Annotated in this window: 19 protein-coding genes and 1 pseudogene; 9 read left to right on the forward strand and 11 right to left on the reverse strand. The window is 70.8% G+C overall.

Annotated features, from left to right (window positions below):
• Positions 1-4 precede the first annotated feature (4 nt).
• From P8T65_RS36770 to P8T65_RS36785, 4 genes are all read left to right on the forward strand, one after another.
• Entirely contained in the window at positions 5-721 is a 717-nt protein-coding gene (locus P8T65_RS36770) for a DsbA family oxidoreductase (protein ID WP_316729539.1), read from the forward strand.
• Between the two features lie 192 nt (positions 722-913).
• Positions 914-1972 carry an aminotransferase class V-fold PLP-dependent enzyme gene (locus P8T65_RS36775; RefSeq protein ID WP_316729541.1) on the forward strand — a complete coding sequence of 353 codons (1059 nt, stop codon included), beginning with the start codon at positions 914-916 and terminating at the stop codon, positions 1970-1972.
• A 46-nt stretch (positions 1973-2018) separates the two neighbouring features.
• A complete protein-coding gene (locus tag P8T65_RS36780; RefSeq protein ID WP_316729542.1) occupies positions 2019-2627 on the forward strand; it encodes a sigma-70 family RNA polymerase sigma factor in 609 nt (202 codons plus the stop codon).
• Between the two features lie 76 nt (positions 2628-2703).
• Complete coding sequence (locus tag P8T65_RS36785) at positions 2704-3747, forward strand: zf-HC2 domain-containing protein (RefSeq protein WP_316729543.1); 1044 nt, start codon at positions 2704-2706, stop codon at positions 3745-3747.
• Positions 3748-3842: 95 nt separating this feature from the next.
• On the opposite strand, the gene thpD is transcribed toward P8T65_RS36785, so the two are convergent.
• The 5 genes from thpD to P8T65_RS36810 form a co-directional block, all read right to left on the reverse strand.
• A complete protein-coding gene (thpD, locus tag P8T65_RS36790) occupies positions 3843-4757 on the reverse strand; it encodes an ectoine hydroxylase (protein ID WP_316729544.1) in 915 nt (304 codons plus the stop codon).
• Positions 4758-4764: 7 nt separating this feature from the next.
• Positions 4765-5169, reverse strand: coding sequence for an ectoine synthase (locus P8T65_RS36795; RefSeq protein ID WP_184895678.1), 405 nt, complete (start codon positions 5167-5169; stop codon positions 4765-4767).
• A 65-nt stretch (positions 5170-5234) separates the two neighbouring features.
• Positions 5235-6506 carry a diaminobutyrate--2-oxoglutarate transaminase gene (gene ectB / locus P8T65_RS36800; RefSeq protein ID WP_316729545.1) on the reverse strand — a complete coding sequence of 424 codons (1272 nt, stop codon included), beginning with the start codon at positions 6504-6506 and terminating at the stop codon, positions 5235-5237.
• Positions 6507-6644: 138 nt separating this feature from the next.
• Positions 6645-7175: a diaminobutyrate acetyltransferase gene (gene ectA, locus P8T65_RS36805; protein WP_316729546.1), complete on the reverse strand. Its 531-nt coding sequence runs from the start codon at positions 7173-7175 to the stop codon at positions 6645-6647.
• 339 nt (positions 7176-7514) lie between these two features.
• Complete coding sequence (locus P8T65_RS36810) at positions 7515-8615, reverse strand: aminotransferase class V-fold PLP-dependent enzyme (protein ID WP_316729547.1); 1101 nt, start codon at positions 8613-8615, stop codon at positions 7515-7517.
• Between the two features lie 172 nt (positions 8616-8787).
• Between P8T65_RS36810 and P8T65_RS36815 the strand changes: the two genes are divergently transcribed.
• The 4 genes from P8T65_RS36815 to P8T65_RS36830 are packed head-to-tail and all read left to right on the forward strand — an operon-like array spanning position 8788 to position 12414.
• Positions 8788-9648 (forward strand): transporter substrate-binding domain-containing protein, encoded by an 861-nt coding sequence (locus tag P8T65_RS36815; RefSeq protein WP_316729548.1) that lies wholly within the window; start codon positions 8788-8790, stop codon positions 9646-9648.
• A complete protein-coding gene (locus tag P8T65_RS36820; RefSeq protein WP_316729550.1) occupies positions 9645-10484 on the forward strand; it encodes an amino acid ABC transporter permease in 840 nt (279 codons plus the stop codon). Before P8T65_RS36815 ends, P8T65_RS36820 begins: the two co-directional genes overlap by 4 nt.
• Positions 10481-11272, forward strand: a complete 792-nt coding sequence (locus P8T65_RS36825) for an amino acid ABC transporter ATP-binding protein (protein WP_316729552.1) — start codon at positions 10481-10483, stop codon at positions 11270-11272. Before P8T65_RS36820 ends, P8T65_RS36825 begins: the two co-directional genes overlap by 4 nt.
• Before the next feature lie 50 nt (positions 11273-11322).
• The gene (locus P8T65_RS36830; RefSeq protein WP_316729554.1) at positions 11323-12414 is read left to right on the forward strand and encodes an amidohydrolase family protein; all 1092 of its coding nucleotides are present in this window, start codon (positions 11323-11325) and stop codon (positions 12412-12414) included.
• Between the two features lie 34 nt (positions 12415-12448).
• Here P8T65_RS36830 and P8T65_RS36835 read toward each other — a convergent pair whose 3' ends face one another.
• From P8T65_RS36835 to P8T65_RS36855, 5 genes and pseudogenes are all read right to left on the reverse strand, one after another.
• A complete protein-coding gene (locus P8T65_RS36835; protein ID WP_316729556.1) occupies positions 12449-12838 on the reverse strand; it encodes a hypothetical protein in 390 nt (129 codons plus the stop codon).
• A gap of 6 nt (positions 12839-12844) precedes the next feature.
• The gene (locus tag P8T65_RS36840; protein ID WP_316729557.1) at positions 12845-19810 is read right to left on the reverse strand and encodes a polymorphic toxin-type HINT domain-containing protein; all 6966 of its coding nucleotides are present in this window, start codon (positions 19808-19810) and stop codon (positions 12845-12847) included.
• Positions 19811-20525: 715 nt separating this feature from the next.
• Positions 20526-21665, reverse strand: coding sequence for an Rv2231c family pyridoxal phosphate-dependent protein CobC (gene cobC / locus P8T65_RS36845; RefSeq protein WP_316729558.1), 1140 nt, complete (start codon positions 21663-21665; stop codon positions 20526-20528).
• The gene (locus tag P8T65_RS36850; protein WP_316729559.1) at positions 21655-22596 is read right to left on the reverse strand and encodes a sirohydrochlorin chelatase; all 942 of its coding nucleotides are present in this window, start codon (positions 22594-22596) and stop codon (positions 21655-21657) included. Before P8T65_RS36850 ends, cobC begins: the two co-directional genes overlap by 11 nt.
• Positions 22597-22801: 205 nt before the next feature.
• Positions 22802-23170 (reverse strand): annotated as a pseudogene (locus P8T65_RS36855) (cobalamin biosynthesis protein); the annotation flags it as partial.
• A gap of 281 nt (positions 23171-23451) precedes the next feature.
• Here P8T65_RS36855 and P8T65_RS36860 point away from each other — a divergent pair.
• Entirely contained in the window at positions 23452-24180 is a 729-nt protein-coding gene (locus tag P8T65_RS36860; RefSeq protein WP_316729560.1) for a ZIP family metal transporter, read from the forward strand.
• Positions 24181-24239: 59 nt separating this feature from the next.
• On the opposite strand, the gene P8T65_RS36865 is transcribed toward P8T65_RS36860, so the two are convergent.
• Complete coding sequence (locus P8T65_RS36865) at positions 24240-25604, reverse strand: cobyrinate a,c-diamide synthase (RefSeq protein ID WP_316729561.1); 1365 nt, start codon at positions 25602-25604, stop codon at positions 24240-24242.
• Positions 25605-25606 lie beyond the last annotated feature (2 nt).

Below are 25606 nucleotides of genomic sequence, written 5' to 3' on the forward strand. Positions count from 1 at the left end.
AACCATGCGCGTCGAGATCTGGAGCGACATCGCCTGCCCCTGGTGCTACGTGGGCAAGGCCCGCTTCGAGAAGGCGCTCGCGGCCTTCCCGCACCGTGACGGCGTCGAGGTGGTGCACCGCTCCTTCGAGCTCGACCCGGGCCGCGCCAAGGACGACATCCAGCCCGTGCTCACCATGCTCGCCAAGAAGTACGGCATGAGCCGGGCGCAGGCCCAGGCCGGTGAGCACAACCTGCGGGAGCAGGCGGCGGCCGAGGGGCTCGCCTACCGGGCGGAGGGCCGTGACCACGGCAGCACCTTCGACATGCACCGCCTGATCCACTTCGCCAAGGAACAGGGGCGGCAGAGCGAACTGCTCCAGGCCTTCTACCGGGCGAACTTCGCCGAGGAGCGGTCCGTGTACGCCGACGCGGACGACTACCTGATCGAACTTGCCGTCGAGGCCGGGCTCGACGAGGAGGCCGCGCGCAAGGTGCTGGCCGACCCCGACGCCTACGCGGACGCCGTCCGCGCGGACGAGCGGGAGGCCGCTGCGCTCGGCGCGAACGGAGTGCCGTTCTTCGTGCTGGACCGGAAGTACGGGGTGTCCGGGGCGCAGCCCGCGGAGGTCTTCGAGAAGGCACTCGCCCAGGCGTGGGGAGAGCGGCCCGCGCCGCTCACTGTCGTGGCGGCGGACGGCGCGGAGGCTTGTGGGCCGGAGGGGTGTGCGGTGCCTCAATAGAGGGCGCCGGGCAGCGCCGTAGGAGTGCGGTGGCTCGCGGGCCGCGGGTCCGTTGTGGTTGCTCGCGCAGTTCCCCGCGCCCCTAAAGGGGACGCGGCGGCGCAGGTCAGACGCCATACATAAGCGTTGCTTGGGGACAGGGCGCAAAACTTCTCAATGGACGTGGGATGCGCCCGGCCCCACAGTGGTCCCATGGAAACCTTCGAGAGCCTCGTGCGTGCCGAGTTCGTCCCGAAGAACACCTACCTGAACACCGCCAGTACGGGCCTGCTGCCCGCCCGAGCGGTCGACGCGATGCAGGCGGCCGTGGAGTCCGTGGCCGCCGGGCAGGCGCAGGACATGTTCGCCGACGTGGAGGCCGCGCGGGCGGCGTTCGGCCGGATCACCGGGGTGCCGGACCGCCGCGTGGCGGCCGGGGCCTCGGTCGCCGTCTACAGCGGTCTGATCGCCGCCGCGCTCCCGGCGGGAGCCGAGGTGCTGACGGCCGAGGGCGAGTTCGCGTCCCTCGTGAACCCCTTCCATGTGCGCGGCGACCTCAAGGTGCGCCAGGTGCCGCTGGAGCGCGTCGCCGAGTCGGTGCGGCCCGGCACCGCACTCGTCGCGGTGAGCGCCGCGCAGTCCGCCGACGGCCGGGTCGCCGACCTGGACGCGATCCGTGAGGCGGCCCGGGAGCGGGGAGCGCGTACGTTCGTCGACGCGTCGCAGTCGGCCGGCTGGCTGCCGATCGAGGCGGACGCGTACGACTACGTCGTCGCCGTCGCCTTCAAATGGCTGCTGTGCCCGCGCGGAGTCACCTTCCTCGTCGTTCCGGAGGACCTCGGCGGGCTCACCCCCGTCTTCGCCGGCTGGGTCGCGGGGGAGGAGCCGTGGGACAGCTGCTACGGCCCGGTCGAGGAACTCGCCCGCTCCGCACGCCGGTTCGACGAGAGCCCCAGCCTGTTCTCCTACGCGGGCGCCCGCCGCTCCCTGGCGCTGATCGAGGAGCTGGGCGTGGCGAACGTACGGGACCACGACCTGGCGCTGGCCGACCGGTTCCGCGCGGGTCTCGCCGCGCTGGGCCGCGAGCCGGTGCCCGCGCCCGGGTCGGCGATCGTGTCGGTGCCCGGACTCGGGCGGCGGCAGGCGGAGTTGAGCCGCGCGGGGATCGAGGTCTCCGATCGCGCGGGCCATCTGCGGGCCGCCTTCCACCTGTACAACACACCGGCGGACGTCGACCGGCTTCTGGACGCCCTGTCCGGCCGACTTCCCTGACCCACTGGCGCGGACCGCCCCAGGACGCTAGGAAGGGCATCACTAGGTGGTGGTGCCGGTGGAGCCGACGCTCGAACAGCCGTCCATCGATGTGGAGTTGCATCGGCGGCTGGTGTACGGGGACGAGTCCGCGCTGCGTGAGGCGTACGCGGCGTACGGGGGACTCGTCCGGCGGGTGGCCGTCCGGGTCACCCGCAGCCCGGCGGCCGCCGAGGACGTGGCGCAGGAGGTCTTCGCCCAGCTCTGGAGCAGGCCGTACGGCTTCGACGCGCGCCGGGGCTCGCTGCGCACCTGGCTGTCCATGGTCGCCCACCGGCGGGCCGTGGACTGGGTGCGCGGCGAGGCCCGGCACCGCAAGGACGTCCGCGCGGACGACTCGGCGCTGCACGCCATCCCCGACGCGGGCCCCGACCCGGCCGAGGCGGTCGTCGAGCGCGAGCGCTCCCTGCAGCTGCACACCGCCCTCGCCGAACTCCCGCGCCCCCAGCGGGAGGTGGTCCACCTCGCCTACTTCGCGGGCCGCACCTACCGCCAGGCCGCCGTCGAGCTCGGGATACCCGAGGGCACCGCGAAGACCCGCCTCCGCTCGGCGCTGCGCAAACTGGCGGAGTCCCTCGCGGACCCACCGGATCCGGCAGCGGCAAGGGGCGCGTGATGGGGGCGCACGGGACCGTCCGGAGCGCGCGGCACCTGCGTATCGTGGACGTGGCAGGGCGAAAGGGCGGCGCGCGATGACCAACGACCACGACGGCGTGCGGGAGCTGCTGGCCGCCTGGGCCGTCGGCGCGCTCCCGCCCGGCGACCTGCGCAGAGTCACCCCGCACCTGGCCGCCTGCCCGTCGTGCGCGGCAGAGGCGGAACGCCTGCGCGACACGGTACGACTGCTGGACGGATCGGCGGACGGGCGCCCGGGCGGTGGCGTGGCCGGTGGCCCGGGCGGTGGCGTGGACGCGGGCGCCGACGGCGTCCTCTCGCTCGCTCTCCGCTCCCGCCGCCCCCGGGCCGCCGAGATCGCCCATCACGCGGCGCCCTACGCCGCGGCCGTGGCCGGACTCCAGGCGCTGGTACCGGAGGTGGAGGGCCGCTGGGGCGTCCCGGTCGTGCACGACTGGGACGCGCACGCCACCGTCGCCCACCTCGTCGCCGCCGACGAACACCTGGCCGTATGCCTGGGCGTCGACACAGGGCTGCCCGTCTCGCACATCCCGGACGGGATCCCCGCCGGGGACGCCTGGGCCCGGCGCACCGCCGACGTCATCGCCCACGAGCACCGGCGCACGCCCGCGCAGACGGTCGCCACGTGGGCCGCGCAGGCCGCCGCGCTGCTCGCCACCCCCGAGGCCGCCGACCCCGAACTCGCCGCCCGCCCCGTCACGGTGCTGGGCCTGCGGCTGCCGGTCGCCGACCACTTCGTGATCCGCGCCTTCGAGGCCTGGATCCACACGGACGACATCGGCCGGGCCCTCGCTCTCCCCGTGCCGCCGCCCCCCGCCGAGCATCTGTGGTCCCTGGTCCGGCTGGCCGTCCGCATCCTCGGTCTGGCCCTCCACGACGCGCCGCCCGTCCTCTTCGAGGTCACCGGGCCCACCTGCACCAGCTGGATCCTCGGCGACGACACGGGCCCCGTGCACGCCGAACTCAGCCTGGATCCGGTCGACTTCTGCCTCCTCGTCGGCGGCCGCCACACCCCGGAGGAGGTACCGAGGGCCATCACGGGCGACGAGAGCGCGGCACGGAACGTACTGGAGCGGGCGGCGTCGTTGGCCTGGCTCTAGGGCTCGTGGACGTACGCGCCCCGTAGGCATGCGGAAGGGGCCGGGCGGTCGCTCAGGGGTGGCGACCGCCCGGCCCCGTCAGGGGGACGGTGGGCTCATCGCACCGGGGTGAAGTCCCGTGCGCCGATGAACTCCGGCCGCCGTACCGGCGCGGCGAACGGCTCCACGGCCACGTTCTCCACGCTGTTGAAGACGATGAAGACGTTGCTGCGCGGGAACGGTGTGATGTTGTCGCCGGACCCGTGCATGCAGTTGCAGTCGAACCAGGTCGCCGAACCGGCCTTGCCCGTGAACAGCTTGATGCCGTACTCGGACGCCATGGCCGTGAGCGCCTCGTCGGACGGGGTGCCGGCGTCCTGCATCTGCAGCGACTTCTTGTAGTTGTCCTTCGGGGTGGCGCCCGCGCAGCCGAGGAACGTCCGGTGCGACCCCGGCATGATCATCAGACCGCCGTTGGTGTCGTAGTTCTCGGTCAGCGCGATCGAGACGGACACCGTCCGCATGTTCGGCAGCCCGTCCTCGGCGTGCCAGGTCTCGAAGTCGGAGTGCCAGTAGAACCCGGACGCGCCGAAGCCCGGCTTCACGTTGATCCGCGACTGGTGGACGTAGACGTCCGAGCCGAGGATCTGCCGGGCCCGCCCGACGACCCGCTCGTCCCGCACCAGCTGCGCGAACAGCTCGCTGATCCGGTGGACCTCGAAGACCGACCGGATCTCCTGCGACTTCGGCTCGACGATCGAGCGGTCGTCGGCGCGGATCGCCGGGTCGGCGACGAGCCGCTCCAGCTCCTGCCGGTACACGGCGACCTCGTCCGGCTCGATCAGCTGCTCCACGGGGAGGAAGCCGTCACGCTCGTACGCCTGGAGTTCGGCGAGGGAGACGGGGCCGGGCGTGCCGGGGGAGCCCCAGACGACCGGGTCCTGACGCGGGACGGTGACCTCGGTGGCCCCGCGGCTGGGGTAGAGGTCGGGGACGGTGGTGGCCGTGTTCATCGTGGTGGTCGTGGTCATGGTGATGTCAGACCTCCTCGGGCTCGGTGAGCAGCGGGTAGACGCCGTTCTCGTCGTGGTCCTCCCGTCCGGTCACGGGCGGGTTGAACACACAGATGCAGCGGAAGTCCTCCTTGATCCGCATCGTGTGCCGCTCGTGCCCGTCGAGGAGGTACATGGTCCCGGGCGTGATCGTGTACGTGCGCCCGGTCTCGTTGTCGGTCAGCTCGGCCTCGCCCTCGACGCACACCACGGCCTCGATGTGGTTCGCGTACCACATCGACGTCTCCGTGCCCGCGTAGAGGACCGTCTCGTGCAGGGAGAAACCGACCCTCTCCTTGGCGAGGACGATGCGTTTGCTCTCCCACGTGCCGGACGCGGCTTTGACGTGCCGGTCGGTGCCTTCCAGATCCTTGAAAGAACGGACGATCACGGTGGTTCCAGGCCTCCTTCTCAGCCTTCTCTGACGGTGTCTCGGGCGGTTGCCCGGACGGTTGCTCAGACGGTTTCCCGGACGGCGCGGGCGAGGACGCGCAGGCCCTCGTCCAGCTCCTCGGAAGTGATGGTGAGGGCCGGCAGCAGTTTGACGACCTCGCTCTCCGGGCCGGACGTCTCGATCAGCAGCCCGAGTTCGAAGGCCCGCTTGGCCACCCGGCCTGCGCGCTCCTTGTCGTGGAACTCCATGCCCCACACCAGGCCGCGGCCCCGGTACTCCTTCACGTCGGCGAGGTTCTCCTCCGTGATGGAGATGAGCGCCTGCTCGACCTGCTCACCGCGCTTGCGGGTCTGCTTCTCCATGGCGGAGCCGTCGGCCCAGTACGCCTCCAGCGCGGCCGTCGCCGTCACGAACGCGGGGTTGTTGCCGCGGAAGGTGCCGTTGTGCTCGCCGGGCTCCCAGATGTCCAGCTCCGGCTTGAACAGGCAGAGCGACATCGGCAGCCCGTAGCCGCTGATCGACTTCGAGACGGTGACGATGTCGGGCGTGATGCCGGCTTCCTCGAACGAGAAGAAGGCGCCCGTACGACCGCAGCCCATCTGGATGTCGTCGACGATGAGCAGCATGTCCTGCCGCTCGCACAGCTCGGCGAGCGCGCGCAGCCACTCCGGACGGGCGACGTTGATGCCGCCCTCGCCCTGCACGGTCTCCACGATCACCGCGGCGGGCTTGTTCAGCCCGGAGCCCTGGTCCTCCAGAAGACGCTCGAACCACAGGAAGTCCTCGACCGTGCCGTCGAAGTAGTTGTCGAACGGCATCGGGGTGCCGTGCACCAGCGGGATCCCCGCCCCGGCCCGCTTGAAGGCGTTGCCGGTGACGGCGAGCGAACCGAGCGACATACCGTGGAAGGCGTTGGTGAACGACACGATGGCCTCGCGCCCCTTCACCTTCCGCGCCAGCTTCAGCGCGGACTCCACCGCGTTGGTGCCCGTCGGCCCCGGGAACATGACCTTGTACGGCAGGTCGCGCGGCCGCAGCACCAGGTTCTGGAAGGACTCCAGGAACGCCCGCTTGGCCGTCGTCGACATGTCGAGCCCGTGGGTGACGCCGTCCCGTTCCAGATAGTCGATGAGGGCGCGTTTGAGCACGGGGTTGTTGTGGCCGTAGTTGAGTGAACCGGCGCCGGCGAAGAAGTCCAGATACGTGTGGCCGTCCTCGTCGAACATCCGGCTGCCCTGCGCGCGGTCGAAGACGGTGGGCCAGCCGCGGCAGTAGCTGCGCACCTCGGACTCCAGGGTCTCGAAGACGCTCAGGTCGGGCTGGGTGATGGTCACGTCGAATCGCTCCTCGGTGCGTGGAGGGGTGAGGGGAGAAGGGGGGAGTGAGGGAGTGGAGAAGGTGCCTCCGGTCGGGCGGACACCCCGGACGGGCGGAGACGCCGGTCAGGCGGGGACCCGGCCGGGCGGCGGCCCTCAGGGGGTCAGCGGGCCGATGCGGTGGAGCACCTCGGGCTGGTGCGGGCCGTCCGGGAAGTCCCCCGCCTCGAACAGGACCGTGCGCTCGACGCTCGCGCCGTGCCGCTCGGCGAACGCGGCGAACAGGCGCTCGGAGGCGGTGTTACCGGGGGTGATGGTCGTCTCCAGGGTGGTCAGCGGGTGCCGTCGCGCGACCCGGGCGGTGAGCCCGTCCAGCAGCGCGGCCGCGAGCCCGAGCCCCCGGTGCGCCTCGTCGACGGCCACCTGCCACACCAACAGGGTGTCCGGCTGCTCCGGCCGCACGTACCCGGTCACGAACCCGACCGGCTCCCCGGACTCGTCCCGCGCCACCGCCGAGGTGTCCGCGAAGTCCCGGCACCACAGGAGATAGCTGTACGAGGAGTTCAGGTCCAGGGCTCCGGACTCGCCGGCGATGCGCCAGAGCGACGCGCCGTCCGACACGTCCGGGCGATCGATCCGAATCCCTTCCGCGATTTCCGTCAGTGGTTCTGCTTGTGCGGCAGTCATGGGGCTTGAATTTACCCATGGGAATTTCGAATTGCATCGCCGCGCGGGGTTACATATGGGCCGTTCTCGTGTTATCACGCGGGCGTGAAGGCCTGCGGCGTGCCTAGTCGTTATGGTAGGTTTCGCCCGTAAATTACCGCACAAAACGGGCGGGTTGTGGAGTCGGTCACACGTGCGTAACTCTCACGACTTCTGCTCGAATCGGGCCCGCAGGTGTCCGTGAAATCTTTGCGTTTAGACGAGAGAAGAGCGGGCAGAAGAATACGGGATTCTGTTCTGTGAATCCCACTGTATTCCTGTTGCGAAAGCCGACGCAATTCCCCCGGCAAAAGCGCTTCCCTACGCCCAGGCCTCCGCCGCCGCCCGCCGGGCCCCCTCCAGGTCCACGCTCGCGCCGAACTCCGCCAGGGCCGCGCCCAGTCCCGCGAGGGCGGAGTGCACGACGCCCGGGGTGGCGTCGGGGCCGTAGTGGTTCACGCGGATCATCTCCGCGGCGAGGGGCCCGCCACCGGCGGCCAGCGGGAGCGCCGGGTCCGTGGCGAGCGCCTTGGCGACCAGCTCCGCGGCGTCGACCCCCGCGGGCGACCGCAGGGTCGTGGCGACCGGCGCGGCGTCGGCCGCCTCGCGCACGTACGGCTCCAGACCCCCACCCAGCGCGAGCGCCCCGGCCCGGGTCGCCGCGGCGGCGGACGCGTGCCGGGACATCACGGTGTCGAGCCCCTCCGCCTCGATGCGCTCCAGACAGGCCTCCAGGGTGAGCATCTCCAGCTGGGCGGGCGCGTGCAGGAGGGCCCGGCGACCGCCGTCGATCCAGCGCTCCTTCCAGTCCAGGAGCGAGAGGTACGAGCGGCGCGGCGCCCGCGGGTTGGCCGCCATCCGCGCCCACGCCCGCTCGCTCACGGAGATCGCGGAGACCCCGGCAGGCCCGCCCATCGCCTTCTGCGCCCCGATGACGCACAGGTCGACTCCCCACGCGTCCGGCAGCACCGGCTCGGCGCCGACGGAGGCCACCGCGTCCAGGTAGAACAGGGCACCGTGCTCGCGGACCACCTCGCCGATCTCCGCCACGGGGTTGGTGTTGCCGGTCGCCGCCTCCGCGTGCACCAGCGACACGAAGTCGATCGCCGGGTGCTCGGCGAAGGCGTCCTGGATCTGACCGGCCGTCACCGCCGTGTGGAAGGGCACCGCCAGGTCGACGACCGTCGCCCCGCAGTCCCGCAGCCAGTTCCCGAAGGTCTGCCCGTACGGACCGGTGATCACGTTCAGCGCCGTCGTGTCCGGCCCGGCGGCCCCGCGGATCGCGCCCTCCAGCGGCAGCAGCGCCTCGCCCTGGGTGATCACGACGTCCTGCTCGGTGGAGAGCAGCCGGGCCACCCGGTCCTCGATCGCGGCGAAGTGCGACGCGCTCAGCGGGGCCAGATCCAGAAACGGGTGTGTCACGGGGTGCTCTCTTCACTGACGGGGTAGATGGTGACGAGGGTACCGACGGCACCTGGCGCCCCTCACCGGCGACATCTGAGGTCAGACGGGTCGGTAGGCATCGGAATAGTTTGAGCAGGCCAAAGATTTCCTTATCATCGGTTGTCTCAGTTTCCCTACAGGAGGTCTCCCCGTGAACTCGGTCCCCGGACGCCGGACCCGCATCCTGGCCGCCACCACCGCCGCGGCCGGACTGCTGCTCGTGGCCGGCTGTTCCTCGGACGACGGCGGCAGCGGCGCCACCAAGACCGCGGCCGGCGGGGTCGAACTGGTGAAGGCCGGTCAGCTCACGACCTGCACCCACCTGCCGTACCCGCCGTTCCAGTCCGAGATCGACGGCAAGGTCCAGGGCTTCGACGTCTCCCTGATCGACCTCGTCGCCGAGGACCTGGGGGTGAAGCAGGACATCCTCGACACCCCGTTCGAGAACTTCAAGACGGGCGCCTTCCTGAACTCCGGACAGTGCGACCTCGCCGCGGCCGGCATGACCATCACCGACGAGCGCAAGAAGAACGTCGACTTCTCCGACCCTTACTTCGAGGCGACGCAGGCCGTTCTCGCCGCCAAGAAGGCCGACATCCGTTCCTTCGCGGACCTCAAGGGCGACGGGGACTACAAGGTCGGGACCCAGGCACAGACCACCGGCGAGGACTACGCCAAGAGCCAGGGCCTCGACCCCGTCTCCTTCGAGTCCTCCGACGCCGTCCTCAACGGCCTGCGCGCCGGCCAGGTCGACGCCGTCGTCATCGACTACCCGGTGGTCCAGGGCTGGCTCAAGGACGCGACCCTCGCCGATGCCTACACCGTGGCCGAGCAGATCAACACCGGTGAGGAGTACGGCTTCACGGTCAAGAAGGGCAACGCCAAGCTCCTCGCGGCGATCGACAAGGCGCTGGCGGAGGCCAAGGCCGACGGCACGTACAAGGACCTGTACGAGCAGTGGATCGGCCCGTACGACGAGAGCGCCGCCTCGGTCGCCCCGTCGGCCTCATGAGCGGGACCGACTCGGACACAGCGCTCCAGCCGAAGAAGAGGGGGCTCAGCCGGAGCCAGAAGCGCGCCCTTTCCCGGGGCGCGCAGTACGCGCTGTTCGTCGCCGCCGTCGTCGCTTTCGTGGTGTCGGCGGACTGGGCCCGGCTGAAGAACCAGTTCGCCCAGTGGGACATCGCCGAGCAGATGTTCCCCGACGTCATCACGCTGGCCCTGAAGAACACCGTGCTGTACACGCTGTCCGGCTTCGTGTTCGGACTCGTCCTCGGCATGGTCATCGCGCTGATGCGGCTGTCGTCGGTGGGCCCGTACCGCTGGTTCGCCGGCGTGTACATCGAGATCTTCCGGGGCCTGCCCGCCCTGCTGATCTTCATCTTCATCGGCGTCGCCGTGCCGCTGGCCTTCCCCGGCACGGAGATCCCCGGCGGCACGTACGGCAAGGTGGCGCTCGCGCTCGGTCTGGTGGCCGCCGCGTACATGGCGGAGACGATCCGGGCGGGCATCCAGGCGGTTCCCAAGGGCCAGATGGAAGCGGCCCGTTCGCTGGGTTTCTCGCCCGCCCGCGCGATGGTCTCGATCATCATCCCGCAGGCGTTCCGGATCATCCTGCCGCCGCTCACCAACGAGTTGGTCCTGCTCTTCAAGGACTCCTCGCTGGTCCTCTTCCTGGGCGTCACCCTGGAGGAGCGCGAACTGTCCAAGTACGGCCGTGACCTGGCCAGCACCACCGCCAACTCCACGCCGATCCTGGTCGCCGGCCTGTGCTACCTGCTGGTGACCATCCCGCTCGGCTTCGTCGTACGCCGTATGGAGGCGAAGGCCCAGGAGGCCGTGAAATGAACCGGCCCGAGATCCACGTACGCGGTCTGCACAAGTCGTTCGGCGACAACGAGGTGCTGAAGGGCATCGACCTGGAGATCGGGCGGGGCGAGGTGGTCTGTGTCATCGGCCCGTCCGGCTCCGGCAAATCGACCCTGCTCAGGTGCGTGAACCTCCTGGAGGAACCCACCGAGGGCCAGGTCTTCGTCGGCGGCACGGAGTTGACGGACCCCGACGTCGACATCGACGCCGTACGCCGCCGGATCGGCATGGTCTTCCAGCAGTTCAACCTCTTCCCGCACCTCACGGTGACCGAGAACCTCACGCTGCCGCAGCGCCGGGTCCTCAGTCGGGACAAGGCGACGGCGGCGAAGGTCGCGGCGGAGAACCTGTCCCGGGTGGGTCTGTCGGAGAAGGCGGCCGCCTACCCCGCCTCCCTCTCCGGCGGCCAGCAGCAGCGCGTGGCGATCGCCCGCGCGCTGTCGATGGGACCCGAGGTGATGCTCTTCGACGAGCCGACCTCGGCGCTCGACCCGGAACTGGTGGGTGACGTCCTGGCGGTCATGCGCAGGCTGGCGCAGGAGGGCATGACCATGATGGTGGTGACCCACGAGATGACCTTCGCCCGCGAGGTCGCCGACCGCGTCGTCTTCATGGACGACGGCGTGATCGTCGAGGAGGGCCCCCCGGCCCGGGTCATCGGCAGCCCGAGCCACGAGCGCACCCGCCACTTCCTCTCCCGCCTCCTGGACCCGGCGATGGCGGAGGTGGAGGAGGAGACGTCGGACCAGGTGGGCGGCAAGGAGTGAGGAGGGCGTCCCTTTCTGGGGTACCGGCGCGCTGACTTAAGGTGCGGTGCATGAGCGAGCGCGCGGTGCTGCATGTGAAGGGCCGGATCCTGGTCGGACCCGAGGAGGTCCGGGACGAGCTGTGGGTGATCGACGGCCGGGTGTCGTACGACCGCCCGGCCGGCGCCCAGGACATCCGCACCGTCGAGGGCTGGGCCCTGCCCGGCCTGGTCGACGCGCACTGCCACGTCGGCCTCGGCCCGCACGGCCCGGTCCCGGAGGACGTCGCCGAGAAACAGGCGCTGACCGACCGGGACGCGGGCACCCTCCTCATCCGCGACGCGGGCTCCCCCTCCGACACCCGCTGGATCGACGACCGCGACGACCTGCCGCACATCATCCGGGCCGGCCGCCACATCGCCCGCACCCGGCGCTACATCCGCAACTTCGCCCACGAGATCGAGCCGGACGAACTGGTCGCGTACGTCGCCCAGGAGGCCCGGCGCGGGGACGGCTGGGTGAAGCTGGTCGGGGACTGGATCGACCGGGGGCTGGGCGACCTGTCGCCCTGCTGGCCGCGCGAGGCGGTCGAGGCGGCGATCACGGAGGCGCACCTCTTGGGCGCCCGCGTGACGGCGCACTGCTTCGCCGAGTCGTCCCTCCGCGACCTCGTCGAGGCGGGCATCGACTGCATCGAACACGCGACGGGCCTGACGGACGACCTGATCCCCCTCTTCGCCTCCCGGGGCGTCGCGATCGTTCCGACCCTGGTCAACATCGCCACCTTCCCGAGCATGGCGGCGGGTGGCGAGACCAAGTTCCCGAACTGGGCCGCGCACATGCGTCGCCTCCACGAACGCCGCTACGACACCGTCCGCAACGCCTACGATGCGGGCATCCCGGTGTACGTCGGCACGGACGCGGGCGGCTCCCTGGCCCACGGCCTGGTCGCCGCCGAGGTCGCCGAACTGGTCACGGCCGGAATCCCACCGGTGGAGGCCCTCGCGGCGACCACCTGGCACGCCCGCGAGTGGCTGGGCCGCCCGGGCCTGGACGAGGGCGCCCCGGCGGACCTGGTGGTGTACGAACGGGACCCCCGCACGGATGTTCGCGTGCTGGGGGCCCCGTCGAGGGTGGTGCTGAACGGGCGGGTTGTCGGCTGAGGTCCTGCCGGATCACCTCCGGCGGGACCTCACCTCAGGGGGCCGGGCTCCCTGTCTTCTGAAGCGCCGCACAGATCGCCCATCCCACAGCCTGCACGTTCTCGCTGTAGAAGCCGTATCTGTGGTGAAACGCCTCTTCCGACGAGCGATTCAAGAAGGCGAATGCCAAGGCGCCGTACAGGATGCGAAGGTCGGAGTGGCTCACGTGCACCTCGATATTCCTTCGGGCCTGGAAATCTGTCTCCCGCCCCCTCAGTTCGAGTAGTTCCGCCGAGGCTTCGCCGACCACGACGGCAATCACCTCCGGAGCGTGACTACCGCCGTATAGATCGAGAAGAATCCTCCTGACCAGCTCGAACTGAGTCGGTGTGAGGGAGAGGAGGTACCCGTCGTCCGAACTCCTGAGGCCGACTCTGCGGTACATCCGATCTCACCTCAGTATGTTGAAGATGCTGTTGAACTCGTCCAGTGACTGATGGTAGGCGTGCACCATGTAGGAGTTCTGGACGATCGTGACGCCTCGACCGTTGGCGTCCACTGTGCTCTCGTCGCGCCGTGCGGTCGTCCCGGGCTTCCTCCGGTCGACGTGTGTCATACCCAGATTGCGCTGACCCGCCAGGTACTGGGCCAAGCGGTCCGCGTTGGCACCGATTCCCTGGAGAGTGTGATCGGCGGCATCACTGGCCGAGTTGCACGTCGGGCACATGCGCTGGAGGTTGTAGTCGACTCCGTCGGCGATGTCGTTCCCCAGAGAGTCCTGGATCCGTGCATGAGCGGCATCGTCGAGTCCTCCGCAGTTGTGGACGAGGACTGAAGTCCGTCCCGCCAGCACATGGTAAGTGTGGAGACCTTCGACGGTCAGGTTGTGGACGGTCGCCTGTGCTTTCCGCTCCTTGACAGCCGTGATGCGAATCCAGCTGCCGCTGCCCGTGCTGAGCCACTGGCCGGGCTCCAGGTCGCCGGCTTCGACCCACTGACCCACGTCGGGCAGCCAGAACGGGTGGTTCTCCGTCGCCGTGATCGTGGACGTCTCGTCGCCTGCCCGGCCGTCCGTGTCGACAGTCAGGGTGACCAGGTGCTTCTTGCCGTCGCCCGTGATCGTGCGGGTGACCGTCCGCGCCTGCGTGTCGTCCGTCTCCACGTCCGACGCCGTGACCTTGTCGCCGATCTCGATGTCCTCGATCGGCTTCGTCGTGCCGTCGGCCATTAGGACCTCGGTGCCGGGGACGAAGCTGTTCTTGCAGGCCGGCGGCGCGTCCGGGGCCTTCGGGGCCGCTGGAGCCGGGGCGGGTGCCGGGTCGGCCGGCGCGGGGTCCTTCGGCGTCGCCGGGGCGTCCGGGGTGCCGCCCGTCGGGGGCGGGTCCGCCGCCCGCCCCGCGTCCGCCACGTTGTCCGCCGCGCGGGCCGTGTCGCTCGCCGTGTCGATGGCGTCCAGCGCCTTGTCGCCGTACCGCGCCGCCTTAGCCGCCGTCGCCCCGTACCCCGCGAACGGGATCGCCGAGGCGCAGGACAGGGCCGCGTCGACGTATTCGCCCTCGGCCGCGTACCAGCCGCAGTTGGCCAGGTCCGCGGCCTCGCCCACGACCGGGATCAGGCCGACCACATCCAGCGCCGCATGGCCGATGTCGGACCAGGAGAGGCCGAACAGGTGGCCGTCGATCTCGATGAAGGAGATCGGGTTGCCGCCGGCGAACGCGTAGCGGTTGCCGGTGTACGGGTCCATCGTCAGGCCCATGTCGGCCAGGGCCCCGCCGTACATGTCACGGGTGAGGAAGCGGTTCAGCCCCGGGTCGTACGTGCGGAAGCCCATGTCGTACGTGCCGGAGGCGGTGTCGTAGCGCTTGGCGTTGAAGCGGTACGCGTTGTACGGCTCCGCCGCCTCCCCGCCCGCCCCCGGTTTGTCCGCGCCCGTGAACTGGGCCGTGTCGTTCTTGCCGTACGCCGTATAGCCATACGTGGTCTTGGTGTTGCCGTCCTTGTCCGTCAGCGCCTCCACGTCGCCGTGCGGGTGGTAGAGGTACTGCGTGGTCTCCGGTTCTTTGTCCTCTTCGTCCTTGATCTGGGTGAGCTTCTGGCCCCAGGAGGCGTACTGGAAGGACGTGACGCCCTCGTCCGTCACCTCCTCCCTCAGGGAGTTCGAGGTGATGCCCAGGTAGGTGAAGAGCGTGGTCTTCGCGTCGTCGCCGCTGCCGACCGACTCCTTCACGGTGCGGTCGAACGCGTCGTACGTCAGACGGGTCGTCCGCGCCGCGTCACCGGCGCCCGACGTGATCGACTCCGGACGGTCGAAGCCGTCGTAACGGTACTTCTGGATCGTCTCGCCGCCGAAGGAGACGGTGTCGAGGCGGCCGAGCGGGTCGTAGTTGTACGTCGACGACGCGCCGTCCTCCGTCGACGTCAGGAGGCGGTTGCGGTCGTAGCGGTGGGTCGTCGTCGTGTCGTCGACCGTCTGCCGGACCACGTTGCCGGCCGCGTCGTGCCGGTACTCCTCCGTCTTCTCGTCGTCGCCGGTCTTGGCGACCTTGGCGATGCGGTCCTGCGGGTCGTACGTGTACGCGTACGTGTTGTCGATCGTCGAGCCGTGGTCGTCGGCGTCCATCAGCTTCAGGACGTCCTCGACCTTGTGGCCGTTGGCGTTGTACTTCAGGGCGTGCTCGGCGACGAGGGTGTCGTCGGACTGCCGCTCCGTGGTCTTCCTCGTCGCGCCGTCGAGGTAGTAGTCGACGGTCAGGACGTTGCCGTTCGGCTTGGTCTGCTTCGCCAGCTCGCCCCTGGCCGTGTATTCCACCGAGGTCACCTGGCGGTCGTCCGCCGTCGGCGACGCCGCGTTGGTGATGCGCTCGACCCGGTCCAGCTCGTCGTAGTCCAGTTTGCTCCAGGTCAGGTCGTGGGTCGTCGTCAGCGTGTTGCCGTTGGCGTCGTACGTCAGGGCCGTCGTGTCGCGGACACTGTCCCCGTCGTGCTCCACCACCTCGGTGAGCTGGTTGAGTTCGTCGTAGGCCAGGGTGTAGCGGTCGGTCTCGACGCCGGGGCTGTTGTCGACGATCTCGATCTGGTTGCCGTTGGCGTCGTAGCGGTAGGAGAAGTCCTTCTTCTCGTTGTCGGTGTCGCCCTCGTAGTCGCGGACCAGCCGCACCGCGTCCGCGACCACCGTGCCGGTCGCCTTGTCGGTGAGGGTGATGGCCTGACCTGTGTCCTCGGCGAAGGCGTACTTGCCCAGGGAGCGCCACTCACCGGGGAGTTCGCTCTGGTCGAGGGTCTTGGTCTCGGTGCCGTCCTTGTGCTTGATCTCGTACGCGGCGTCCTTCGCCGCGCCGTCGACCTTCGGGTACCGGACGTAGACCGTGTAGTCGCCGGCCTGCGGGATCGTCAGCTGCCAGACGAAGCGGTCCTCGCCCGCACCGGCCGCGTGCGTCTGCGCGTCGTAGCCGTACGAGCCCTCGGCGTCGACCGTGGCCCATGTGCCCTGCTGCGCCGTGTTGTTGATGTCGCTGTTGTCGACCAGGGCGACCTGGAGGCCCACCGGGACCCCGTCGTCCGAGCGGGACTTGAGGGCGCCGCTCGGGTAGAAGGAGGAGTCGAGGGTGCGGGAGACTGCGTCGCCCGCGCTGCTCAGGGTGTTCTGGATCTGCTGGCCGAGGTCGTTGTACCGGTAGGAGTTCTTGATGTCGAAGGCGTCGACCGACGTCCTGATCCAGCCGGTGTCGAAGTAGGTGTACTCCGTCTCGTTGCGGACGCTCTGTCCTTCGGACGGCGGGGCGCTGACCTTCTTCACCCGGCTCAGCGCGTCGTACTCGTACGTCGTACGGTCGGGGGTGTTGTAGCGGTCGTCGTCCGGGTCGAAGGGGCTCAGGGTCTCCTTGACGCGGTTCAGCTCGTCGTAGACGGTCTCGGAGGCGAAGTCCTTCGGGTCCTCGGTCTCCATGCCGCGCGGGGTGACGACCCGGGTCCGGTTGCCGACCTCGTCGTACTCGAAGCGGGTCTTGCGCACCACGCCGTCGTCGTGCGGGACCCGTGCCTCGGCCAGGGCGCCGCGGGCGTCGATGACCAGCTCCGTGCGGTTGCCCTCGGCGTCCGTGGTGGCGGTCGTCAGACCGTCCCAGTCGTAGGTGCTCGTCGTCGACTTGCCGATCGCGTCGGTCGTCTCCAGGAGCCGGTGGTCGAGGTCGTAGCGGAACCTGGTGGTGTAGTCGTCGGGGTCCTCGGTCTCGTTCTTGCGGGCGTCGACGACCTTCACCAGGTCACCGACGTCGTTGTAGACGGCGGAAGCGCGCCTGCCCGCCGCGTTGACCGCCTCGATCGGCTGGTACACCTCGTCGTACCGCGTCGTCGAGGTGAAGTCGCCGGGCTCCTCGGTCAGGTTGCCCTTGGGCTCCGTGGAGGTGAGCTGGTTGCCGACCTTGTCGTACGTGAAGGTCGACACCCGTGCGGGCGCGCCCTCCTCGTCACCCGGCTGGCTGGACTTCAGCAGCTGGTCGGCGGCGTCGAACTCGCTGCTGCTCGACACCCCGTTGGGGGCGGTGAACACGAGTGTGTTGTCGTTGGCGTCGTACTTCGGCGCGGGCGTGACGATGAACTCGCCCGCCTGCTGGTCCTTCGGCCTGCGGTTCTCCAGCGGACGCGCGAACACGTCGTACGTCTGCGTGGTCGTCGCTCCGTCGGCCTCCTCGACCTCGGTGACGTTGCCGCGTACGTCGTACGTCGTCAGCGTGCGGTTGCCGAGGGCGTCGACGATCACCCGCGGATAGCCGGACGGGTCGTAGTCCTCGAACTTCGTGGTGTGCTCGTTCGCGTCGGTCGCGGAGACGAGCCGTCCCCGGGCGTCGTAGGCGTTGGTGGAGGTGTAGTCGTCCGCGGGCTCGCTCGCCACGCCCTTCGGGTCGGTGACCGAGGTCATGTTGCCGCGCGCGTCGTAGCCGAAGAGCCAGGTACGGCCCTCCGGGGAGACCCGGCGCACCAGGTCGGCGATGTAGCCGTTCTCCCCGGTCGCGTAGGCGAGCGTGGCGGCGGGCCGGTCGTTCTTCACCGACTCCGCGTCCCGGCTCGCCAGCGGATAGCCCGTCTTCGGGTCGTACGTCCAGGTGCGGGCGGCGCCGTTGTTCTCCTCCAGGCGCGTGACGTTGTTGTCGGCGTCCCAACCCAGCTTCGTGGTCCGCTTCTTGGCGTCGGTGAGCTTCACGGGCCGGCCGTAGCCGTCCAGCCGCTGGGTGCTGGGGTTGCCCTCGGCGTCGGTGACGACCGTCTCGGTCCCCTTGCCGTCATGGCCGTCGGGGTCCTTGTAGCGGTAGGCGGTCACACCGCCGAGCCGGTCCGTGACCGCCTTGGTGTACCCCAGGTAGTGCAGTTGGTCCTTGTCGTCGTGCGGGCCGACGTAGTCGACCTTCGAGGAGTTGCCGCGCGGGTCGGTGACCTCGACCAGCTTCACGCCGGGGTGGTCGAACTCCTTGCCGTACTGGAACGTGAAGACCTTGCGCAGCTTCTCGGCCGCGTTCGCGCCGTCCGTCAGCCGCGCCAGCAGGCCCTTCTCCGTGAAGGTGAGGTCGACCCGGCGCCCGGAGACGTCGGTGACCGAACGGACCTTGTCGATGATGAACGGATTGAGGAGGTGCTTGCCCTCCTTCACCTTCCCGTCCTTGTCGACGTACGAGTACGCCTCGCCCTTCTCCCAGTGGTCGACGGTGAGCGTGCGCCGGCCCTCGGCGTCGGTGACGTACTTCAGCAGCTTCGACGGGTGCCCGAGCAGCCGCTCCTCGTACGTGAACTCCATCCGGTTGCCGTTCTTGTCCACCTGGGCGCTCGGGTAGCCCTGGCAGTCGAAGAGGAACCGGGTGCGGTCCGGGCGCAGGAACTCCCAGGCCTCGCGCTGGTGGGGGTGGAGCAGACAGTCCTTCTCCAGCTGCCTGACCCGGAAGTGGACGCCGGCGGGGGAGTCCCACTCACCCTTCTTGTTCTTGCTGAAGACGTGGCTGGTGCCGTCGCCGTCGGTCAGCGTGATCTGCTTGGGCAGCAGTGCGGCCGGGTGGAAGTCCAGCGGCGTGCCCAGCCGGACCGGCGAGGACGCCTGCAGCGACCAGCCGTATCCGGCCGGAGTGCTGGACGCGTCCTGCGAGTTGTAGGCCAGCCGCAGGAAGGTCGAGAAGCCGAGCGACGGGTTCGAGAAGGCGTTGTACGACCACACCGCGTTGCCCGCGTGAAGGTTGCTCATCAGCGCCGAGCCCGCGCCCGTGTTCTTGCCGGCGTAGGAGTGGAAGTCCTCCAGGCCGAGCTGGTCGGAGGTCGGGTACTCGGCGGTGACCTGGTGCTTGGAGGGCGGCACCCCGTCCGTCTCGGACAGCCAGTCGCCGGTGGTCCTGTCCCTGAGGTCCCACTCCAGGCCGAACGTCAGCCGCTTGTCGAGCGGGTCGACCAGTACCGGGGCCTTCAACTCCGCGTCGAAGGTGACCGTCTCACCGGGTGCCACGTCCTCGGGCAGCCCGGTCGCGTCCTTGTTGAGGAGGTTGGTGACGTCCTTGCCGTCCAGGTACCAGCGGTACGACAGGACGTGCTTGCCCTTCTTCCACACCGTGTCCGTGGTGTTGGTGAGAGTCGCCTCGACGGTGGCCTTCTCGCCGGGGACCATCCGCGCCGGCGTGTAGGGCAGGAAGTAGGTCTCGCCTTCGGGGGCGGCGAGCAGCTTCGCCCCCTCGGCGACCTGGCCCGGCGGCGGCAGTTCGACCGTGCGGGCGGGGCCGGCCAGCAGCCTGCCCTGCTGGGTGCGGACGACGATCCGGTAGTGGTAGGTCTTGCTCTTGCCCTTGTCGTCGAGCGCCGGGGGCGCGGTGCGGTCGGCGAAGGTGCGGGTGTCGCGGTCGACGGGGGCGAGGAGGGTCTCGTCGGTCGGGGTGAAGTCCTTCTTCGTGGCGCGGTGGACCTCGTACTCCCGCAGGTCCTTGCCCCGGTACGCGCTCCAGGAGAGGTCGGCGCCGGTGGCGTGCGTGGTGCGGGGCGCGGCGATGCGGACACCGTCGGCGTCGCCCGAGACGCCCCGGTGGGTGAGGGAGGACGAGCCCCGGGAACGATCCAGCCGGATGCGGGGCGGCTTGTGGTCGTCGCCTCGGTCGATCTCCTCGCCGTCCTCGCCGTCCTCGTCGTCACCGAAGAGACGATCGAGGAGGCCAGGGTCGTCCTCGTCCTCGGCGAGTTCGCTGGCGGGTCTCCAGCCCTCGAGGGGGTCGCTGCTGTCGGGTTCGGCCGCGGCGGCGGGTCTCGCCTCGCCGGTTCTGGCGGGGGTGGCCGGTGCGCTGCCGATGATCAGGGCCGTGGCCACGGTGCCGACCAGGGCGGCGCGGAGGCGGAAACGACGGAGGCGGACGCGGCGGAGGCGGATACGGACGCGGGTGTGGTCTAAGGCTGCCATGAAGGGCTCCTTGTTCCCCGTGAGCACAGGGGTCGCACAGGAATCGCCGGGCGCAACTGTCTACCAAGGCCCCCCAAAGTCGTGTCAATGGCATGTCAAATAGAGGGGTGAATTCCGGACTGCGAACGTTGCGGAGAACTCCTGGACGGACGGGTGAGACGGTGTGAAGCTGCGGCAGCGGGGCGCACCGGATCCGGTCACCGGGTGCAACTCCCGTCTCTGCCGGAGCTGTTGACCGGCTTATGGAAACGTGTTGACTTCCCCTCACTCCGATTCGAGACGGTCGGCGTGGTGCACGGCCCCTGGGAGGTGCGGGTGCACCGTGTCCACGTCCCGGCCTGCACGCCCGTACGCGATGGGTGCTGGGCCGTGGCCGACGACGCCGGGCCACCCGAGGGGACGTTCGGGCACCACTCGGCGACGGCCCCACTGACACTGGGGCAAAGCCTGCGCGGCCGGGCCCCTCGGCTGCCGGAACGCGCGACAAGAAGACCGGCTGCCTGATGCTCCACGTCTGGGCCTGCGTCGCGAAGCCCTCCGTCCCGGACGGCGCCAACACGTCGTTCGGGCGCGGTAAGTGGCAGGACTTCGCCCACGGGACGGGCGTCAAGATGCACTGCGAGCACAGCTCGTCGGGTGCCGACCCTCGCCCTGCCCACGCCCTGACACCGCAACCACCCGGCCACCGCGCGGGCGGAGCGCTGAGTCCCTCCGCTCAGCGGTCCGCCAGCGTCATCGCCCGGTCCAGCGCCTGGAGGAACCCGTTGACCGTGGTCCGGTCGCGGACCGCCAGGCGCAGCCACGCGTCGTCCAGCCCCGGGAAGGTGTCACCGCGCCGGACGGCGTAGCCCAGGGTGCGCAGATGCCGTCGTACGGCGGTCGCGCGGGGCAGCCGGATCAGCACGAACGGGCCCTCGGCGGGCTCGGCCACGACCAGGCCGTCGGGGGCGAACTCCCGCAGCCCCGCGACCAGATGGGCCCGGTCGGCGACGACGTGACCCGCCGCCTCGGCGGCCTCCGCCAGCGCCCGGTCCGAGACACACGCCTCGGCCGCCGCGAGGGCGGGCGTGGACACCGGCCACAGCGGCTGGGCGCGCTCCAGCCCGGCGATCGTCCCGGGCTCGGCGAGGACGTAGCCGATCCGCAGCCCGGCCAGCCCCCAGGTCTTGGTGAGGCTGCGCAGGACCACGAGGCCGGGCACGTCCGTCCGCCCGGCCAGCGCCTCGCGCTCACCCGGCACCGCGTCCATGAACGCCTCGTCGACCACCAGCGTCCGCCCCGGCCGGGCGAGCCGGGCGAGGGACTCCGCCGGGTGCAGCACCGATGTCGGATTGGTCGGGTTGCCCACGACCACCAGGTCCGCGTCCTCCGGCACGGCCGCCGGATCCAGCCGGAAGCCGTCCGACTCCCGCAGCAGCACCCGGTCCACGGTGTGCCCGGCGTCCCGCAGCGCGGCCTCGGGTTCGGTGAACTGCGGGTGCACGACCACCGGATGGCGAACCCTCAGGGCACGGGCCAGCAGGACGAAGGCCTCGGCGGCGCCCGCGGTGAGCAGGACCCGCTCCACCGGCAGCCCGTGCCGGGCCGCCACCGCCGCCCGCGCCTCCCGACCGTCGGGGTAGGCGGCCAGCCCGGTCAGCGATCCGGCTATCCGCTCCCGCAGCCAGAGGGGCGGCGTGTCGGCCCGGACGTTCACGGCGAGGTCGATGAGCTTCGCCCCGTCGTCGCGCACCTCGGCGTCGCCGTGATGCCGCAGGTCATGACCGGCGGCAGGCAGGTCCTGGCCCGTGTTCCGCGAGTCGTCATGTCCGTTTCGCAGGCCGTGCCTGCTCCCGGAGTCGGATTCAGTGTGCATGGGAGTGCGTGTGTCCCCAGTGGTGATGATCGTGACCGTCGTACCCGTCGTCGTCCGGGCGGACGCGTGGCTGGCGCGGCAGCCCCGGGCTGTTCCCGCCGCCGGGCGGAGTGCCTCCGGGCACGGTGGAGTCGTGGGAATCGCGATGCATGTGCGGGTCGCCCTCCAGCGCCTCCCGGTACCGCTCCACGATCAGATCGAGCAGCTCCGGCTCCGGTCCGATGACATCGGCCGACCGTACCTCGATCTCCTGGTGCGCGGCAGACCAGCCCTCGGTCTGCTGCCGCACCCGGTCCGCCGGCCCGCCGTCGAGCGGGAAGTACGGCAGGACGACGATCCGCCGCGCGCCCAGCCGTACGCACCGGTCGAGACCGCTCGGCACGTCCGGCGCCGCCGACGACACGAACGCCGTCTCCACACCCGCGTACCCGCGCCCCTCCCACAACAACCGGGCCGCCCTGTGCACCTCGGCGTTGGCCTCGGGATCGGTGGACCCGTGCCCGACGAGCAGCACGGTCACCTCGGCCCGGTCGCCCGGGGTCCTCGGCGCGGACGACCCCAGCGCCTCCTCGACCCGCCGCTCCAGCAGGTTCAGCAGCGCGGGGTGAGGACCCGGGGGACGGCCGCGGCCGTACGACACCTCCGGGTGCCGCTCCCGTACGCGGTCCAGCGCCGCTTCCACGTCCGCGTCCGCGCGCCCGGCGGTCTCCCACGCCAGCGGGACGACGACGAACCGCCGTACGCCGTGCTCCACCAGCCCGGTCACGGCCTCGCTCAGCGGCGGCCGGAACGGCTCGACGAAGCCGCCCCCGACAGGCAGCCCGGGGTGGCGGCGCCCCAGCTCGCGCAGTAAGGCGGGGAACGCCTCGGCCCCGGCGTCGTCCCGGGTGCCATGACCGGTGATGAGCAGGGCGGGCGGCGGGGTGGTCACGGTGTCTCCTCGGAAGCGGTGGGGGCGGGGGAGGGGGCGAGCGTCGGAATAAGGGTGTGGGTGGGGGCGGTCGGGACACGGGGGCGTTCGGGGCGGGTCGGCGGCGGTCACACGTTCATCATGTCTCGCGACGACCGCGGCCACTGCTACGACGATCATCATGCCGACTCCCACCGGGCCCGGTGAAGCCAGGGTTCGCCGTCGCGACGGCACATGTCACCCGCCCCGCCCGCCCGTCCACCGACTCCGACTTCCGCTTCGGCACGAGGAGTTCTCCCCCACCGACGAGCGCGGCGGCCTCCGCGACGGACCGGGTACCGACGGCGGCGAGGGCGACGTCGGAGGGGTTGGGCACCGTCACGGTGGCCAACTCGGTTGCGGAGTGGGTGACCAGGGGGACCCCGAGCCGCTCGGCGGCCTGGACGAGGCCGGGTTCACCGGCCTTGGCATCGACGGTGGACAGCGCGACGACGGCCTCGACCGACAGCCCGGCATCCCGCAACACCCCCGAGACCAGTCCGAGAACCTCCACCACGGACACCCCCGCGGAGGCCCCCACACCCACTACGAGAGAGCCGCTCACAAGCTCAACCACAGCCGCCCCCGTCTTCCAGGGGCGCGGGGAACTGCGTGACCGGCCTCCAGGAACCCGCACCCGAGATCCGACCCGCGCACTCCGCATCACCCCTGGGCGCGTCAATCACATGCTCAAGCACAGCCGCCCCCGTCTTCCAGGGGCGCGGGGAACTGCGCGACCGGCCCCCATCGACCCGCGGCCAAAACCGGACCCTCTCGCTCCCCACTCACCCGGGGCGCCGCAGCCGACACCGTCCACTCATCCGGTAGCAAAGACCCATGGCGGTCTTCGTGGCACTCGGCGCGTTCCTGATGACCCTGCTCGGCGGCTGGACGGCACAACGCGTGACGGACCGCCGTCACCTCGTGCTCGGCCTGGCCGGCGGCCTGATGCTGGGCGTGGTCGGCCTCGACCTGCTTCCCGAGGCACTGGAGGCCGCCGGCGACGAGATCTTCGGCGTCCCCGCCGCGCTGCTGCTGTTCGTCGCCGGGTTCCTCCTGGCCCACCTGGTGGAACGCCTGCTGGCCGTCCGCCAGGCGGCACACGGCGCGGAGGAGCACAACGGCCGTACACCCCAGGTGGGTCTGACGGCCGCGGCCGCGATGGTCGGACACAGCGCCATGGACGGCGTCGCGATCGGCGCGGCCTTCCAGATCGGCGAGGGCATGGGCATCGCCGTCGCCCTCGCGGTGATCGCCCACGACTTCGCGGACGGCTTCAACACGTACACACTCACCAGCGTGTACGGCAACGCCCGCCGCCGTGCGCTCGCGATGCTGTTCGCGGACGCGGCGGCCCCGGTGGCGGGAGCCGCCTCCACGCTGCTGTTCACGATCCCGGAGGGCCCGCTCGGCTGCTACCTCGGCTTCTTCGGCGGTGCCCTGCTCTATCTCGCCGCCGCCGAGATCCTCCCCGAGGCCCACCACGAACACCCGGCCCACTCCACCCTGCTGTGCACGGTCGCCGGAGCGGCCTTCATCTGGATGGTGGTGGGCGTGGCGGAGTGAACGGGACGGGCCACCGGGAGCACCACCCGACGAACCGCTCACAACCCCCGACCGACCGCTCACGACACCCGGCATCTCTCCACGAACCGCCGTGCGACCCCCGGCTCCGCCGCCCAGTGCGTGTGCAGATAGCTCGCGTGCACCCCTCCCCGCACGAAGCCCTCGACCCGCGGCCGAGGGGACCGTATGCCCCAGGCGGGAGCGGGCCCGGCCCCCGGCTCGACGACCGTCCGGTGGAACTCGTGGGCCCGCATCCGGGTCCCGGCAGGGGCCAGCACGCTGTCGCCCACGGCGACGGCGTCGCGGTACCCGAGGGTCAGCCGCTCGTCCATGCGCGCCGTCGCGTCGAGCACACCGCACATGGGCCGCCCGTCCAGCTCCCGGCACAGATAGAGCAGCCCGGCGCACTCGGCGGCCACCGGAGCCCCGCCGAACGCCAGCTCGGCGACGGCCTTGCGCAGCGGCTCGTTGGCGGACAGCTCGGCGGCGTACATCTCGGGGAACCCGCCGCCGATCACCAACCCGCTCGTCCCGTCGGGCAGTTGCTCGTCGCGCAGCGGATCGAAGACGACCACCTCGGCACCGGCGGCGGTCAGCAGCTCGGCGTGCTCGGCGTAGGAGAAGGTGAACGCGGGCCCGCCGGCCACGGCGACCACCTTCCTTCGGCCCGTGGCCGCGACGGGCGGCTCCCACGCCGGCCCCGACAACGCCCCGGCACTGCGGGCGAGCGCCACCAGCGCCTCCAGGTCGCACCCGGCCCGTACCTGCGCGGCCATCGCCGCCACGGCCTCCAACGCGGCGGCCTGCCGCTCGGCGACCGGGACCAGTCCCAGATGCCGGGACGGCGTGTCCACCTGCGGGGCCCGCCGCAGCACCCCCAGCACGGGCACACCGGTCGACTCCAGGGCGTCCCGCAGCAGTTCCTCGTGCCGGTCCGAGGCGACCTTGTTGAGGATCACGCCCCCGATCCGCACCTCGGGGTCCCAGGAGGCGAACCCGTGCACCAGCGCCGCCACCGACCGCGACTGCGACGACGCGTCCACGACCAGCACCACCGGCGCCCGCAGCAGCTTCGCCACATGCGCGGTGGACGCCAGCTCACCCTGCCCCGAGGCGCCGTCGAACATCCCCATCACACCCTCGACGACGGCGATGTCGCACCCGCGCGCGCCGTGCGCGAAGAGCGGCGCGACCAGCTCGGGCCCGCACAGGTACGCGTCGAGGTTCCGACCCACCCGCCCGCTCGCGAGCGCGTGGTAGCCGGGGTCGATGTAGTCCGGCCCCACCTTGTGCGGGGACACGGCGAGCCCCCGCTCGGTGAGCGCGGCCATCAACCCCGTGGCCACGGTGGTCTTGCCGCTGCGCGACGAGGGCGCGGCGATCACCAGCCGGGGCACGGAGGGAACCGAGGTGTAGGACGTCACGA

Source organism: Streptomyces sp. 11x1 (assembly GCF_032598905.1).
In the GTDB taxonomy this organism is placed as follows: domain Bacteria; phylum Actinomycetota; class Actinomycetes; order Streptomycetales; family Streptomycetaceae; genus Streptomyces.

Coding starts and splice junctions, on each gene's coding strand:
- P8T65_RS36770 (WP_316729539.1), top strand. CDS start 5: ATGCGCGTCGAGATCTGGAGCGACATCGCCTGCCCCTGGTGCTACGTG.
- P8T65_RS36775 (WP_316729541.1), top strand. CDS start 914: ATGGAAACCTTCGAGAGCCTCGTGCGTGCCGAGTTCGTCCCGAAGAAC.
- P8T65_RS36785 (WP_316729543.1), top strand. CDS start 2,704: ATGACCAACGACCACGACGGCGTGCGGGAGCTGCTGGCCGCCTGGGCC.
- thpD (WP_316729544.1), bottom strand. CDS start 4,757: ATGACCACGACCACCACGATGAACACGGCCACCACCGTCCCCGACCTC.
- ectA (WP_316729546.1), bottom strand. CDS start 7,175: ATGACTGCCGCACAAGCAGAACCACTGACGGAAATCGCGGAAGGGATT.
- P8T65_RS36820 (WP_316729550.1), top strand. CDS start 9,645: ATGAGCGGGACCGACTCGGACACAGCGCTCCAGCCGAAGAAGAGGGGG.
- P8T65_RS36825 (WP_316729552.1), top strand. CDS start 10,481: ATGAACCGGCCCGAGATCCACGTACGCGGTCTGCACAAGTCGTTCGGC.
- P8T65_RS36830 (WP_316729554.1), top strand. CDS start 11,323: ATGAGCGAGCGCGCGGTGCTGCATGTGAAGGGCCGGATCCTGGTCGGA.
- P8T65_RS36835 (WP_316729556.1), bottom strand. CDS start 12,838: ATGTACCGCAGAGTCGGCCTCAGGAGTTCGGACGACGGGTACCTCCTC.
- P8T65_RS36840 (WP_316729557.1), bottom strand. CDS start 19,810: ATGGCAGCCTTAGACCACACCCGCGTCCGTATCCGCCTCCGCCGCGTC.
- cobC (WP_316729558.1), bottom strand. CDS start 21,665: ATGCACACTGAATCCGACTCCGGGAGCAGGCACGGCCTGCGAAACGGA.
- P8T65_RS36860 (WP_316729560.1), top strand. CDS start 23,452: ATGGCGGTCTTCGTGGCACTCGGCGCGTTCCTGATGACCCTGCTCGGC.